At 66.8% G+C, this 14,019-nt stretch carries 13 protein-coding genes; all 13 read right to left on the reverse strand.

What is annotated here, in order from left to right:
- Nucleotides 1-50: 50 nt before the first annotated feature.
- Nucleotides 51-1,742, reverse strand: a complete 1,692-nt coding sequence (gene ptsP, locus QP996_RS04440) for a phosphoenolpyruvate--protein phosphotransferase (protein ID WP_284871435.1) — start codon at nucleotides 1,740-1,742, stop codon at nucleotides 51-53.
- On the reverse strand, nucleotides 1,735-3,792 hold the full coding sequence (locus tag QP996_RS04445) for a glucose PTS transporter subunit IIA (protein ID WP_284871436.1): 2,058 nt from the start codon (nucleotides 3,790-3,792) through the stop codon (nucleotides 1,735-1,737). The genes ptsP and QP996_RS04445 overlap by 8 nt, the downstream gene beginning before the upstream one ends.
- A 78-nt stretch (nucleotides 3,793-3,870) precedes the next feature.
- A complete protein-coding gene (gene lysS / locus QP996_RS04450) occupies nucleotides 3,871-5,382 on the reverse strand; it encodes a lysine--tRNA ligase (protein WP_284871437.1) in 1,512 nt (503 codons plus the stop codon).
- 16 nt (nucleotides 5,383-5,398) lie between these two features.
- The gene (locus tag QP996_RS04455) at nucleotides 5,399-6,655 is read right to left on the reverse strand and encodes a protein kinase family protein (RefSeq protein ID WP_284871438.1); all 1,257 of its coding nucleotides are present in this window, start codon (nucleotides 6,653-6,655) and stop codon (nucleotides 5,399-5,401) included.
- 20 nt (nucleotides 6,656-6,675) lie between these two features.
- Complete coding sequence (locus QP996_RS04460; RefSeq protein ID WP_284871439.1) at nucleotides 6,676-7,467, reverse strand: pantoate--beta-alanine ligase; 792 nt, start codon at nucleotides 7,465-7,467, stop codon at nucleotides 6,676-6,678.
- On the reverse strand, nucleotides 7,468-8,169 hold the full coding sequence (locus QP996_RS04465) for a 6PGD fold domain-containing protein (protein ID WP_284871440.1): 702 nt from the start codon (nucleotides 8,167-8,169) through the stop codon (nucleotides 7,468-7,470). It lies immediately after the preceding gene.
- Nucleotides 8,170-8,967: a DUF6779 domain-containing protein gene (locus QP996_RS04470; RefSeq protein ID WP_284871441.1), complete on the reverse strand. Its 798-nt coding sequence runs from the start codon at nucleotides 8,965-8,967 to the stop codon at nucleotides 8,170-8,172.
- Between the two features lie 10 nt (nucleotides 8,968-8,977).
- Nucleotides 8,978-9,445, reverse strand: coding sequence for a DUF3180 domain-containing protein (locus tag QP996_RS04475; protein ID WP_284871442.1), 468 nt, complete (start codon nucleotides 9,443-9,445; stop codon nucleotides 8,978-8,980).
- Nucleotides 9,442-9,900, reverse strand: a complete 459-nt coding sequence (gene folK, locus QP996_RS04480; protein ID WP_284871443.1) for a 2-amino-4-hydroxy-6-hydroxymethyldihydropteridine diphosphokinase — start codon at nucleotides 9,898-9,900, stop codon at nucleotides 9,442-9,444. Before folK ends, QP996_RS04475 begins: the two co-directional genes overlap by 4 nt.
- A gap of 3 nt (nucleotides 9,901-9,903) precedes the next feature.
- A complete protein-coding gene (gene folB / locus QP996_RS04485) occupies nucleotides 9,904-10,275 on the reverse strand; it encodes a dihydroneopterin aldolase (protein ID WP_284871444.1) in 372 nt (123 codons plus the stop codon).
- On the reverse strand, nucleotides 10,268-11,110 hold the full coding sequence (folP, locus tag QP996_RS04490) for a dihydropteroate synthase (protein ID WP_284871445.1): 843 nt from the start codon (nucleotides 11,108-11,110) through the stop codon (nucleotides 10,268-10,270). Before folP ends, folB begins: the two co-directional genes overlap by 8 nt.
- A gap of 3 nt (nucleotides 11,111-11,113) precedes the next feature.
- On the reverse strand, nucleotides 11,114-11,689 hold the full coding sequence (gene folE, locus QP996_RS04495) for a GTP cyclohydrolase I FolE (RefSeq protein WP_269027977.1): 576 nt from the start codon (nucleotides 11,687-11,689) through the stop codon (nucleotides 11,114-11,116).
- Entirely contained in the window at nucleotides 11,682-14,012 is a 2,331-nt protein-coding gene (gene ftsH, locus QP996_RS04500; protein WP_284871446.1) for an ATP-dependent zinc metalloprotease FtsH, read from the reverse strand. The genes folE and ftsH overlap by 8 nt, the downstream gene beginning before the upstream one ends.
- Nucleotides 14,013-14,019 lie beyond the last annotated feature (7 nt).

Here is a 14,019-nt window from a genome sequence, read left to right on the forward strand (position 1 = left end):
TGTGCTGTCTATACAGATTAGACAGCACAGTTCATTTCCGGAAGATTTACTTACAGCAGATCCTTCAGCACCGGATCGGCGAGGTTCAGCACGGCCTCGCGGGCGCCTGCGGCGGTGCGGGCGTCGACGGCGAAGTTGGCCATCTGGCGGCAGGTGTCGAAGTCGTGCAGGCGCAGCGCGGCGCGCACGGCGTTGACCTTGCCCGGGGCCATCGACAGGGACTTCACGCCGAGACCCACCAGCACGAGTGCCATGAGCGGGTCGCCGCCCGCCTCGCCGCATACGCCGACCGGCTTGCCGGTGGCGTCGCCGCCGCGGCAGGTTTCGCGGATCATGGACAGCACCGCGGGCTGCCACGGCGACAGCAGCTCCGCCAGCTCGCCCTGCATGCGGTCCGCGGCCATCGTGTACTGCGAGAGGTCGTTGGTGCCAATGGAGGCGAAGTCCACCTCTTCCAGCACCTGCCAGGCGCGGATGGCGGCCGCCGGTGTTTCCACCATCACGCCGACTCTCTCCAGCCCGGTGCCGCGGGCGCGCTCGGCGAACCACTTGGCTTCCTCGACGGTGGCGACCATCGGGGCCATAACCCACAGCTCTGACTCGGGGACGTTGTGAGCTGCGTTTGCAAGCGCCTCCAGTTGGGTATCCAGGAGATCTTCGCGTGCCTGCGAGAGGCGCAGACCGCGGCGACCCAGCGCGGGGTTTTCTTCTTCGCCGAGGTCCGCGAACGACAGCGGTTTGTCCGCGCCGGCGTCCAAGGTGCGCACCACCACGCGGCGGTTGCCGAAGGCCTCGAGCACCTTCGTGTAGGTTTCGGTCTGCTCTTCCAGGCTGGGCGCTGCGTCGCGGTCGAGGAAGAGGAACTCGGAGCGGAACAGGCCGGAACCTTCGAGGTCGTAGCCCGCAGCCGTCTGCGCGTCTTCGGCGGTGCCGGTATTCGCTAGCAGCTTCACCTTGTAGCCGTCGCGGGTCGCGCCCTCGCCGGAGGAACCGGCCAGGGCTGCCGCGCGGCGGCGGGAGCGCTCCTCGAGTTCCTCCACGTCCGATGCGTTCGGCGCGACGATGACCTCGCCGACGCCGCCGTCGAGGGCGATCAGCGGTGCGTCGACAGTCGCCTCGGCGATGCCCTTGACCTGCACGGCGCACGGGATCCCCAGCTGCGCGGCCAGGATCGCGGTGTGCGAGGTCGCGCCGCCCGCCTCGGTGACGATGCCGAGGACGAAGTTTTTATCCAGCGTCGCCGTCTCCGCCGGCGCGAGGTCGTGCGCGATCAGGATGGACGGCTCGGTAAGGTCCGGGATCCCCGGCTCAGGCAGGCCCCGCAGGCGCGCGGTGGCGCGGTCGCGGATGTCGTAGAGGTCGGTGACTCGCTCGGCCATGTAGCCGCCGATCTTGCGCAGCTTGTTGGCGTAGAGCTCTACCGCGTCATGGATCGCCTTCGTCGGGCCGGCGCCTTTCTTCAGCTCCTTGTCGATGCCTCGGATGAGGCCCTTGTCGGTTGCCAGTCCTGCGGTCGCCTCCAACACGGCTTTCGCCGAGTCCGAGTTGGCGTGCTCGGCGCGTGCGGAAAGCGAAGCCGCGACGTCGTTAAGCACTGCGCGAATGCGCTCACTGTCGGCCTCCGGATCGGTGGAGGCGGGCTCGTGCTCGTCGATGCCCACTGCGGGCGTGACCACGGCGATCGGGCCGGACGCGGTGCCGGCCGAGACGCCGATGCCGTGCAGGACGGTGCGGTTAGACATTCGTGTTCACCTCAGTTGTGACCTCGAGAATAGGATCTCCGGCGACGACCGTGCCGTCCGCAACGTCACCCACGCCGCCGAGCTTCTTCGAGTTCACCACTGTAGTGATAACAGTCGTGTCCACGCCGTGACCGGCGATTGCGGCGAAATCAACCTCCGCCAGCGGGTCGCCCACGTTGACCATCTGCTTCTTCTCCGCCAGCGGGGTGAAACCCTCGCCGCCTAGCTTGACGGTGTCCACGCCGATGTGGACGAGCAGCTCCACGCCGCCATCGGTCTTGATGCCGTAGGCGTGGCCGGTCTTCGCCACGGAAATCACCTTGCCGGCCGCCGGGGCGACCACGGTGAGCTTGGCATTTTCGGGGGTGATGCCGACGGCCTGGCCGAGGGCTCCGGAGGCAAACGCGGCGTCCGACAGCGCTTCCATCGCGACAACCTCGCCGGCGATGGGCGCGAGCACGGTGGCATCCGCATTGCTTTCCGACGTCAGCTTCGCCGGGTCATCCGTGGCCGTGACTTCGTCCTCGACCAGCTCGGCCTCCTCGGCCTCGTCCGCATTGCGCGCGGCAGCGGCGCGGGCGAGCGCCTCCGCCTTCTCCTCCGGGGTGCGGTAGTCGGTGACAAGGATGATGAAGAACGCGGTGAAGAAGGCCACCGCGATGGCGATCATGTAGACCCACACCGGGTCGAACACGAACATGGTCGGGATGGAGGTGAAGACGAACGCGTTCGTCTTCACGCCACCGAACGGGGTACCCAGGATCGCGATAGTCAGGCCACCAGCGAAGCAGCCCACCAGCATGCGCGGGTAGATCTTCTTGTAGCGCAGGTGGATGCCGTAGAGCGACGGCTCGGAGATTCCGCCGAGCAGGCCTGCGGCGAGCGCGGAACCGGAGGTCTGGCGCATGAGCGGGTCGTGGTCGCGGATGGACAGCGCGAGCACCGCGGCGGTGGCGCCGAAGCAGGCGAAGTTCCACGCACCCATCGGGCCCTGGATGAAGTCGTAACCGAGGGTGTCAATGTTGACCAGCATCAGGGCGTTGAGTGGCCAGTGCAGGCCCAGCGGCACCAGGAATGGGTAGAGCATCGGAATCAGCAGGGCGAACACAAACGGCGCGTTGCTGTTCATCCAGGCCAGCCCGGTGCCGATCCACGCGCCAAGCAAGTAGCCGAACGGGCCGATGAGGAATGCGGTGACCGGGATCATCACCAGCAGCGTCAAAAACGGCACGAAGACCATGTGCACTGCGGATGGGATGATTTTCTGCAGCCCCTTATAAAGCAACGCAGCGACCGCGGCCATGATCAGCGGCACAAACACGTTGCCGTCGTAGCCGTTATGGATCATGGGCAGGCCGAAGACGTCGACAACATCGGTCGGCTCGCCGAAGAGCTCCACCACGCGCGCTTCGGGGTGGTCGGCCAACTCCATGAAGTTCGGGGTGAACAGCGCCAGCATGATCGCGGCCGGCACCCACGGGTCGATGTCGAGCCTCTTACCCGCGTTGTAGGCCACCGCCACCGGCAGGAAGAAGAACACGGAGCTCCACATGGCGTCCACGAACTGCCAACCTGGGCTCTTCACTTCGGCACGGAAGTCCACAAGGTGGAACGCGTCCAGCACAGCGGCGAACGCGATGATCAGGGAAGCCCCGAGCAGCACACCCAAAATGGGGCGGAAAGAATCGGAGAGGTACTCAAAGAAGGCGTCCAGCCAGGGCACCTTGCCCTTGGCCTTGTCGCGTTGCTGGGCTTTGAGGTCCTCGTTGGACACGTCGCGGCCGGCCAGCTCCGGCAGCTTGTTCATCGCGTTGTACACGGTGGCCACGTCGCCGCCGACGATGACCTGGTAATGGTTTCCGCCCTGCGGGACGGCACCCATGACCTTGGGATTTGCCTCGAGGTGGTCTTTGTCGGCCAGGGAAGCGTCGTAAAGCTCGAAGCGCAAACGCGTCGCGCAGTGCGTCATGGACGCGATGTTGTCCGCCCCGCCGACGCCGGCGAGGATATCGGCAGCCTGGTCCTGCAGGCTCGCCTTGGTGGTTGCCATGCTGGTGCTCCTTTCAACCACAATTGATTGATCGCACCAAACTTTAGTTGGTTATAACCACCACGCACAACTGCGGAGTTAGGCCTCCGGCTTCACCATCGGGAAGAGCACCGTCTCGCGGATACCCAGGCCGGTCAGGGCCATCAGCAGGCGGTCCACGCCCATGCCGCAACCGGCTGTCGGGGGCATGCCCTGCTCCATCGCGGCGAGGAAGTCCTCGTCGAGCTGCATCGCCTCGTCGTCGCCGGCGCTGGCCAGGCGGGCCTGGTCCTCGAAGCGCTCGCGCTGGATCACCGGGTCAACCAGCTCGGAGTAGCCGGTGGCCAGCTCGAAGCCGCGGACGTACAGGTCGAACTTCTCGGTCACGCCCTTTTTGCTTCGGTGGTCGCGAGTCAAAGGCGAGGTCTCCACCGGGAAGTTGACCACGAAGGTCGGCTCGTAGAGCTGGTCAGAGCACAGCTCCTCCCAGATCTCCTCCACCAGCTTCCCGTGCAGCCAACCGGCGTTCTCCGGCACCTTCAGGCCGATGGTTTCCGCGATGCCCTTCAGGGTGTCCACGTCGGTGTCGATGGTCACTTCCGGCTGGCCCGGGAACTTGCGCTGCAGCGCTTCGTTCAGGCTCGGGTACATCTCTAGGACCTTCCACTCGCCGCCGAAGTCGTACTCCGTGCCGTCCGCAAGCGTGACTTTCTGCGAACCGAAGACTTCCTCAGCGCAGAACTGCACAAGCCCCTTCATGGTGGCCGCGCCGTCCTTGTAGGTGCCCCACGCCTGGTAGGTCTCCAACATGGTGAACTCCGGGGAGTGGGAGGAATCCACGCCCTCGTTGCGGAAGTTCCTGTTGATCTCGAAGACGCGCTCAATGCCGCCGACCACAGCCCTCTTGAGGAAGAGCTCCGGCGCGATACGCAGGTACAGGTCGATGTCCAGCGCGTTGGAACGGGTGACAAACGGACGTGCCGCGGCGCCGCCGTGCAGCGTCTGCAGCATCGGCGTCTCAATCTCCACGAAGTCCAAGCCCGTGAGGTACTTGCGCACCGCCGCGATGACCTTGATGCGGGTCATGGCGTTGGTGCGCGCGTCCTCGCGCATGATCAGGTCGGTGTAGCGGCGGCGCACCCGCTGCTCTTCGTTCATGTCCGCGAACGCCACCGGCAGCGGGTTGAGCGCCTTGGACGCCATGTGCCAGGACTTCGCCATCACGGACAGCTCGCCGCGCTTGGAGGCGATCACGCGGCCGCGCACGGAGACAATGTCGCCCAGGTCCGTGTCGGCCTTCCACTGCGCAAGCGCTTCTTCGCCGACCTCAGCCAGGGAGAGCATGACCTGCAGCTGGGTGCCGTCGCCTTCCTGCAGGGTGGCGAAGCACAGCTTGCCGGTGTTGCGCTGGAACATAATGCGGCCGGCGACGGCCACCTCGTCCTGGGTCTCCTCGCCGGGCTCCAGCGTGCCGTCGTACTTAGCGCGCAGGTCTTTCAGAGACGTCGTGCGATCGACTTCGACGGGGTAGGCGTCCCGCCCTTCGTCGATAAGCCTCTGCCTCTTCTCCCTGCGGATTTGCTGCTGCTCTGAAAAGTCCTGCGTAGTCACGGCGAATAATCGTAGCTTATTCGCACACCGGGAGGTCCAGTCGCTGGTTCTCCGCGTCAAAACCGTTGACGACGAACAGGTACTCCGGCTTGTCCTGCGGCGTCATCACATACGCCGGCGGGTTCGCATCCGGCAGCTCGTAGGAGTAGATCGTGCACTCGCCGGAACCCAGCACCACAGCCTCGCTGGGGTCCGGCACAGCGTCGTCGCGGTCGGACTCAGAGGCGTACTGCACCACGGAGACTCCCAGCTCATCGTTGGCGCAGCGGATCTTGCCCACCTGGTCGATGTCCAGCGAACCCGGCTCGCAGTTAAGGTCCTTCCAGCCCTTCTGGCCCGCGCGCTCGGAAACAACCTTCGGGTAATCCTCCGCGATCTGCGCCTCCGCGCCGGCCCACTCCTCGCCGCGGTGGGTGCTCCAATACCACAGGGCGGCCAGCGCGATCAGCAGCAGCGCAAGGATGGCGATGATCCACGGCCACGGTGCCGTCTTCTTCTGCTTCGGCGGAGCCGAGCGTACGTAGTTGCCGTCGGTGCCGTAGGCGTAGGGCTCCGGCGGCTTGCGGTAACCGTCCTGCGGGCGCGGCGCCACGGACTGATCGGGCTTTTCAATGGCCACCTGCTCCGCCGGGGCGGTCTCCAGCACGCCGGCGCAGGTGCGTGCACCGGAGCGTGGTTCGTCCCCGGTCATCAGCGCGACCACGTTGGCGAACTTCTCCACGTTGCCCTTCGCTGCCACCTCGTCGCTTTGCGCCAGGTCGGTGCTCGGCCCCACTAGGGTGAGCTTGACCGGGGTGGTGGACCACTGCGGCTGCACCAACAGACGCTCCGGGGTGATGGAGCGCGAGACAAAGCCGGACAGGCCCTTCAGGTCGTAGTCGTCGATCGCCTCGGCCACCGGGGCGAGCAGGTCGCGCACCTCCTGCGGGGTAAACGTGGCGCCCTTCTCTGCAATCAGATCCGACAGCGGCGTGCCGGTGGGGGCTTCGCGCAGGACAAACAGCTTGCCGTCTTCCGTGGTGCCCACGCTGCGCGGCTGGAACGCACCCGGGTGTGCCGCCAGCGCAAGGCGCGAGTTCAAGGTGTTGACTTCCTCGCCGATCGTGGAATCCACAGGGGTGTTAAAGACCTCTACTTCAACACCGTGGCCGGTGTCGTCGGTGGCGGTGTAGAGCGTGGAGGTCTCGGTGCTCCCGGTTTGTTCAACCTGCTCCGGGGTGAAGGTGAACCCGAAGCGTTCTGCGAGCATTCCGGCGATGGTGGCGTTGGACATGCGCGAAAGTCTACCGGGTGTCACGCTTCGACGTGTTTGAAGCCGACCCCCAGCGGTAGCCCGACGTTGTCCGTCAGGCGCACCCCATCCAGATCCACCGCTCCCAAAAGCCGCGCGTCGCCCTCCTCGGGCGCCTCGCGCATGGCCAGGTCACGCAGCTCCAGGTACGCCGGCGTGACGCCAGCGGCCTCGAGGACACCTCGCGCGGTTTCCAGCACGGTGGTCTTTCCATGCTCCGCGGCGTGCGCCCCAGCTGTGAGTGCGGCCGAGAGCGCGAGAGCAGCATCCCGCTTATCGACGGCGACAAGCGCGTTCCTGTTCGACAGCGCCAAACCATCAGGCGTGCGCACTGTGGGCACGCTGCGGAGCTTGCACTCCATACGCAGGCCGGACACCGCGTACTGGGTTGCCACCAGCACCTCGAAGTCCTTCTCCCCCAGCACCACATCCGTGGCGTGGGTGGCGTTGATCGCTGCGAGGATCCGCGCAACTGCTGCTTGCGTGTGTTGCGGATCCTCCAGCGGCTCCACGCCGGAATCCACCCGCACGGTCGTGGCCAGCTCGCCGTGGAAGACCACGTCCACCTTCTCCCGGGCGAAGACCTCGGGGACCTCCTCGCCCGAGAACGTGACCACCACGTAGGAGCCGAGCAGCGACTTCGCAGCGCGGATGAGCTCCACGTGCCCGCCGTGGATGTCCGTGCCCAGCGGCACCACAACCACCGACTTGCCGATCTTGCGGAACGCCCGGCCGTAGGTAGCCAGCATCCGCTCGTCGGTGACCACCACTGCCTGGCCTGGTTCGAAAGCCATTTATCCTCCCTCGTATTTCTGAATTACCCACAACTCGGTGTCGGTGTCCTGCTCCAGCTCGCCGCGCCTGCGCACCAAATCCACGAACAGGCGGCGAACACCCGGATCCGGCAACGCGCCGACCAGCTTCTCCAGCTGCTGCGTGTCGTGGGCGTGTCGTGTCGCTGGCGGGGCCGACAGGAACTGCTGCGCCACCGCGTCGAACCCCGGCACTGCATCGGCGAGGATGGCCTGCGCGTCGTCGCGAATGACGGCCTCCATCGCCCGCAGCTCCTGGGCGGCGGCGATCGCGGGGCGTGCGTCGTCGTTAATGCGCAAGCTCACCCCGCCGATCTCCGCGATGAGCAGCCCCACCACCGTCTCGCCGAGCTCGTCGGCAGCCGAGGTCACCCACACGTTGTCGAAGATGTTGTGGGCGCACATGGTGATCGCCTGGGCGGTCTCCACGTCGTCCAGCAGCTGCTGGCCCTCGTCCAGCGCGGTGTGCAGAAACATCTGCCGCGGGCGGGCATGGTCCGCGAGGATTTCGCAGGCGGTGCGGATGTCGGCCGACGGGCCGTCGAGAAGCACGAGGTCCACGTGCGCGACCGCGCCGGGGTCATCGGCGATGTCCAGCGGACGCACGGTGTGGCCGGCGCGCTCGAAACGCTCCGCGAGCGGCGAGACGCCGAACACCGCCCCCACCAGCAGGCGAGGCGGCATCTACTTCCCCTGGCGAGCGAGCAGTTCGGCAACGGAAACCGCGCCCTCTCCCCGCTCATCGGCGCGGCGGCGGCCCGAACGGCGCTCAGGCTGCGGCTCGGGCGCTGGCTCTGGGGTGGGCTCGGGGGTTGGTTCCGGGGCGGGTTCTGCCTTCGCCTTTTCCGCCTCCCGCTCGCTGATCAGGTCGGACAGCGGGTTGCGCGCCGGGCGGGCGGACGGCTGGGTGCCGATGCGGCCCGCGATCGCGTCCGAGCTCGGCGCGCCGGTCGGGCGGGAGGGGCGCACGCGGCTGATCACTACGGTGTCGTCCGTGGACGGGCTGTGCGCCGGCTGCGGCTTCGGCTCCGGTTCTGGTTCTGGCTCTGGCTTCGACTCCAGCTCGCTGATGCGGCGTGCGCGAGCCTGCACAGCGGCGGGCTCGTACTCGAAGACGCGGCCGTTGAGCTCCTCCAGCTGGGCGCGCAGCGCCTGGATCTGCTCCTGCAGCTCGCGCAGTGTCTCCACATCCACGGAAGACCCGCTCGGCCGGGCTTCGAGCTCTTCCCGGTGGCGCTGCTCCTGCTCCTGGATGCGCTGCTCAGCGGCCGCGGCCTCAGACGCAGCGGCGTCGCGGTCACGGCGCACCTTGGAGTTGATCAGGATCCCGGCGGCACCAGCCCACAGCGCGAAGATCAGCGCGACTTTCAGCGCGTTGGCGGAGTTGGTGAACAGCATGACCACGGTGCCGATGACAGCGACCACAAAAGGCACGATGACCCACAGGCTCGCGCGGTCTGGGGACGCATTCTGGGCACTCATGCCCAACACTCTAGCTAACGCCTTGGCCCTCGTTGGGCGGCGACACCTCGCAGTTTTTCTCTAACCAGATTCCGGCCACGCACAGGGCGATTCCGCCCAGGGTGCCGGCGGCCAGCGGCGGGACGTCGCCAGGCGCCGCCTCGAGCACACCAAGTTTCGTCACCACAAAGCTCAGCGTGCCGCCGTACAGGCCGCCGAACACCGCGCCGGCCCAAGCGCTCGCCTTGCCGAAGACCATGAAATTCGCCGCCTGCATGGGGTTGAGCTGGCTGCGGTCCAGCCCAACCTTGCCTTCCTTGCGGCGCTTGCGCACCACCAGCGCAAGCCAGGCGGCGATGACTGCCATCACCCACAGCGACAGCGGCACCACCATGCTGAGCGATTCCAGCAGGTTATAGAACCGGCGCACCAGGATCACCGCCGCAGCCGCGCAGAACCCGGCGACGGCGATCAGACCTTCGTACGGCGTGCGCTTCATAGCTTGCGCACCCCCTGGTCCTCGAGGTTGTCGAGCAGCCCGCTTATCGACGCTCCGTTCAACCGCGCACCAGAATCCATCTCGAGCCAGGGTTCGAGCACAAACTGGCGCAAGTGCGCGCGCGGATGCGGAACGGTCAGCTCCGGGTCATCGCTGGCGTAGCCCTCAATCCAGATGATGTCCACGTCCAGCGTGCGCGGACCCCAGCGTTCTTCGCGGACGCGGTGCGCGCGCTGCTCCAGCTTTTGGCAGCGGGCCAGGAGTTCGTACGGGGTGTCGTCCACGTCCACCAGCAGGGACTGGTTGAGAAAGTCCGGCTGGTCCGTGTTTCCCCACGGCGCGGTGGCGTAGATGGAGCTCGCGACGAGGGTTTCGCCAGCGAACTCGTCGGCCACCGTCTGCAGGTGGGCGCGCGCGTCGCCCATGTTGGACCCGGAAGACAGCACGGCACGCATCGGCTACATCCGCTTCCGGGAGCGGCGGGCCACCACCGCGACGTCGTCGAACACCGCCGGGATCGGCGCGTGCGGCTTGTGCAGGGTGACCTCCACGGCGTGCAGCGCGTCGTAGCTGCGCATGGCGGTCTCTGCGATCTCCACCGCCACCGTCTCAATCAGCTGGCGCGGGGTGCCGGTGGCGATGTGCAACGCTGTTTCCGCCAGCTCAGCGTAGTTGACGGTCTGTGTCAGGTCGTCGTCCTTAGCCGCGCCCGCGAAGTCGAGCCAGCACGTAATGTCTAGAGAAAACGCCTGCCCGAACTCGGTTTCGTGGTCGAGCACGCCGTGGTTGGCGTGGAATGTCAGGCCTTTGAGTTCAATCCGGTCAGCCATTTTTCCACCTTTCTGCCACGTCCACCGCGTCGCGCGAGACGGCCACTTCGTGCACCCGCACGCACCAGGCCCCGGCTTGCGCGGCGAGGGCGGTGACTGCCGCGGTGGCGGGGTCGGCGTCGATAGGCGAGTGCTCCAGGCCGCGTTGCTGCCGGACTTCCATGAGGAAGCGCTTGCGCGACGCGCCCACGAGGATGGGGAACCCGCTCGCGATGAACTCCGGCAGCGCATTGAGTAGCGCCCAATTGTCCGCCGCGGTCTTGGCGAAGCCGAGGCCCGGGTCCAGGGTGATCTGGCTTTCGTCCACACCCGCAGCGGTCGCCTTATCGACGAGCTCCGCCAGCACCTCGTGCACATCCCCCACCACGTCCCCGCCGTGATCCGCCGACCCGGACGCGTTGACGAACGCGTCCGCCCGCCAGTGCATCAGGCACACCGGGAGCTGCGTCTCAGCCATCACGCGGTACATGTCGGCGTCGGCGAGGCCGCCGGAGACGTCGTTGATCAGGTCCACGCCCTCCTCGGCCGCAGCCTGGGCAGTGGCGGCGCGCATGGTGTCCACGGAGGTGCGGATCCCATCGGCATGCAGCGCCCGAATGACAGGCCGGATGCGCTCCGCTTCCACCTCCGCCGGGACACGGGTGGCGCCGGGGCGGGTGGATTCCGCGCCGACGTCAATAATGTCCGCGCCCAGGCGCACCAGCTCATGGGCGTGCGCGATGGCGTCGTCCGTAGCCAGCCACTTGCCGCCGTCCGAAAACGAATCCTCCGTGACATTGACAATGCCCATCACGCTCGTGCGCCCCGGCACGGTCAGATCGGCAACGGTAGTCATCTTCTATCCCCTAATCAGGCTCAGCACTTCCGCGCGCGAGGCCGCATTGTTCTGGAAGCCGCCGCGCACCGCCGAGGTGGTGGTGGTCGCGCCCGGCTTGCGGATCCCGCGCATGGCCATGCACAGGTGCTCGCACTCGATGACCACGATAACCGCAGAAGCATTGAGCTTATCGACGATCGCGTCCGCAATCTGGGCCGTCAACCGCTCCTGCACCTGCGGCCGCTTCGCGTACATGTCCGCCACCCGCGCCAACTTGGACAGACCGGTGACCTTGCCCTCCGGGCCCGGGATGTAGCCAATGTGCGCCTCGCCGTAGAACGGCACCAGGTGGTGCTCGCAGGTGGAGTAGATCGGGATGTCGCGCACCAGCACCAGCTCGCGGTGGTTCTCGGAGAACGACTTCTCCAGGTGCACCTTCGGGTCCTCGTGCAAGCCCGCGAAGACCTCCTCGTAGGCACGTGCGACGCGGGCTGGGGTTTCCACCAGGCCCTCGCGGTCCGGGTCTTCCCCGACCGCGATGAGCAACTCGCGCACGGCGGCCTCGGCGCGTTCGCGGTCGAACTTCGGGTTAGTCATCGTCCCTCCTGTGCTTCGGCGCGCGCTCCTCGCGCGGCAGCTCGGTGGTCTCCGCATCCGGGGTGGTCTCCGGCTCCGGGCCGCGGGTGGCGTGGTCCGGGCGCTCGTTTTCCGGCAGGCGGAAGCCGATCTGTTCTTTGTTATCCGTGGTACCCGCCGGGTAGTTGCGGGCACCCGGGTGCTGCTCTTGTTTCGGCGCAGGTGCGCCCTTATACGTCCAGCCCTCCGGGGGCTTCGGGCCACCGTACTGTGGCTCGTTGTGCTTTGGCTGCTGCCAGCGGGTCGAGCCCTTCTTCGGCGGTTGGTTTTGCTCCGCCTCGCGCTCTTTCCGGCGGCGCTCACGGGTGGCCTTGGACGCCTCCAGGATCGAGAAGCGCTTCGGCGGCTCCTCGCCGCGTTCCTTGGCAATCTCCACCGGGGTCTTCACCGGCTCGCGGTCCGCCTGGCGTCCGAAACGCGCGTCGTGGGCGGGCAGGGCCGGACGGGTCGGCTCGACGGTGTCGAAGATGGCTTCCAGATCGCCGCGGCGCAGCGTCTCCTTTTCCAGGAGCTTCGAGGCCAGTGTGTCCAGCTCGTCGCGGTAGCGCTCGAGGGTGGCGTAGGCGACCTTGTGCGCTTCGTCGAGAAGCATCTGCATCTCTTCGTCGATCTTGGCGGCCACCGCCGGCGAGTACTCCAGCGAGCCGCCGGCGCCGCGGCCGGAGAAGGGATCGCCCTGCTCTTGGCCGTACTTCACCGGGCCGAGCGCGGAGGTCATGCCGTACTCGGTGACCATCGCGCGCGCGATCTTGGTCGCCTGCTCGATGTCGTTGGACGCTCCCGTGGTCGGCGCGCCGAAGACCAGCTCCTCGGCAGAGCGGCCACCCATGGCAAAGACCATGCGGGCGAACAGCTCGTCGCGGGTGTACATGCCCTTGTCGTCCTCGTCGGCGGTCATGGCAAACCCGCCGGTGCGCCCGCGCGCGAGGATGGTCACCTTGTACACGCGCTCAATGTCTTTCAGCGCCCACGCGGCGAGGGTGTGGCCGCCCTCGTGGTAGGCGGTGACCTTCTTCTCGTGCTCGGAGATGACCTTGCTGGAGCGGCGCGGGCCGCCGATGACGCGGTCCGTGGCCTCCTCCAGCGCGTCCGCGGTGATGACGTTGCCGCCGATGCGGGCCGTCAGCAGCGCGGCCTCGTTGAGCACGTTGGCCAAATCCGCACCGGACATGCCGGCGGTGCGCTTGGCCAAAGCGTCGAGCGAGACGTCGTCTGCGAGCGGCTTGTTCTTGGCGTGCACCTTGAGAATCTGCGCGCGACCTGCGATATCCGGGTTGGTCACCGGGATCTGGCGGTCGAAGCGGCCAGGGCGCAGCAGTGCCGGGTCCAGGATGTCGGGGCGGTTCGTCGCCGCGATGAGGATGACACCTTCGCGGCCGGAGAACCCGTCCATTTCCACCAGCAGCTGGTTCAGGGTCTGCTCGCGCTCGTCGTGGCCGCCGCCCATGCCGGAGCCGCGCTGGCGGCCCACCGCGTCGATCTCGTCGACGAAGATGATGCACGGGCTGTTCTCGCGCGCCTGCTTAAACAGGTCGCGCACACGGGAGGCGCCCACGCCGACGAACATTTCCACGAAGTCGGAACCAGAGATGGTGTAGAACGGCACGCCCGCCTCGCCTGCCACGGCGCGTGCGAGCAGCGTTTTACCGGTGCCGGGCGGGCCGTAGAGCAGCACGCCGCGCGGGATCTTCGCGCCGAGTTCCTCGTACACGGTCGGGTCGGTGAGGAAGTCCACCACCTCGTGCAGCTCGTCCACCGCCTCGTCGGCGCCGGCGACATCCGCGAACGTGTTGGTCGGGTTGTCCTTAGTCAGCTGCTTCGCCTTCGAGCCGCCGATGCCGAATGGCCCGCCGCCGCCCGCCTGCATGCGGTACATGAAGTAGAAAATCAGGCCGAACACCAGGATCATCGGCAGCATGAAGCCGAGCATGGACATCAGGAAGGATTCCTGCGTCACGTTCGTCTCGTACTTGTCCGCGCCGGATTCGCGCACCGCGCCGAAAATCTCCGGGGTGGTGCGTGCCGGGTACTGGGCGGCAATCGCCTCGATACCCTCGCGCTCGTCCACGGTGATCGGTTCGCGCAGGTCTATGCGCACGCGCTGCTCGCGGTCGTCGATCTGCACCTCTTCCGCGTTGTGGTTCTGCAGCTGTTCAAGCGCCACAGAGGTGTCCACACGCTGGTAGGCGCGGGAATCGTCCCCGATCAACGTGAGCAGATAGAGGACGATCAGCGCGATGGCGCCAATGACGCCCCACCGCAAAACCTTTTTATTTTTGCTCATAAACCTT

Source organism: Corynebacterium sp. MSK008 (assembly GCF_030232585.1).
GTDB lineage: Bacteria > Actinomycetota > Actinomycetes > Mycobacteriales > Mycobacteriaceae > Corynebacterium.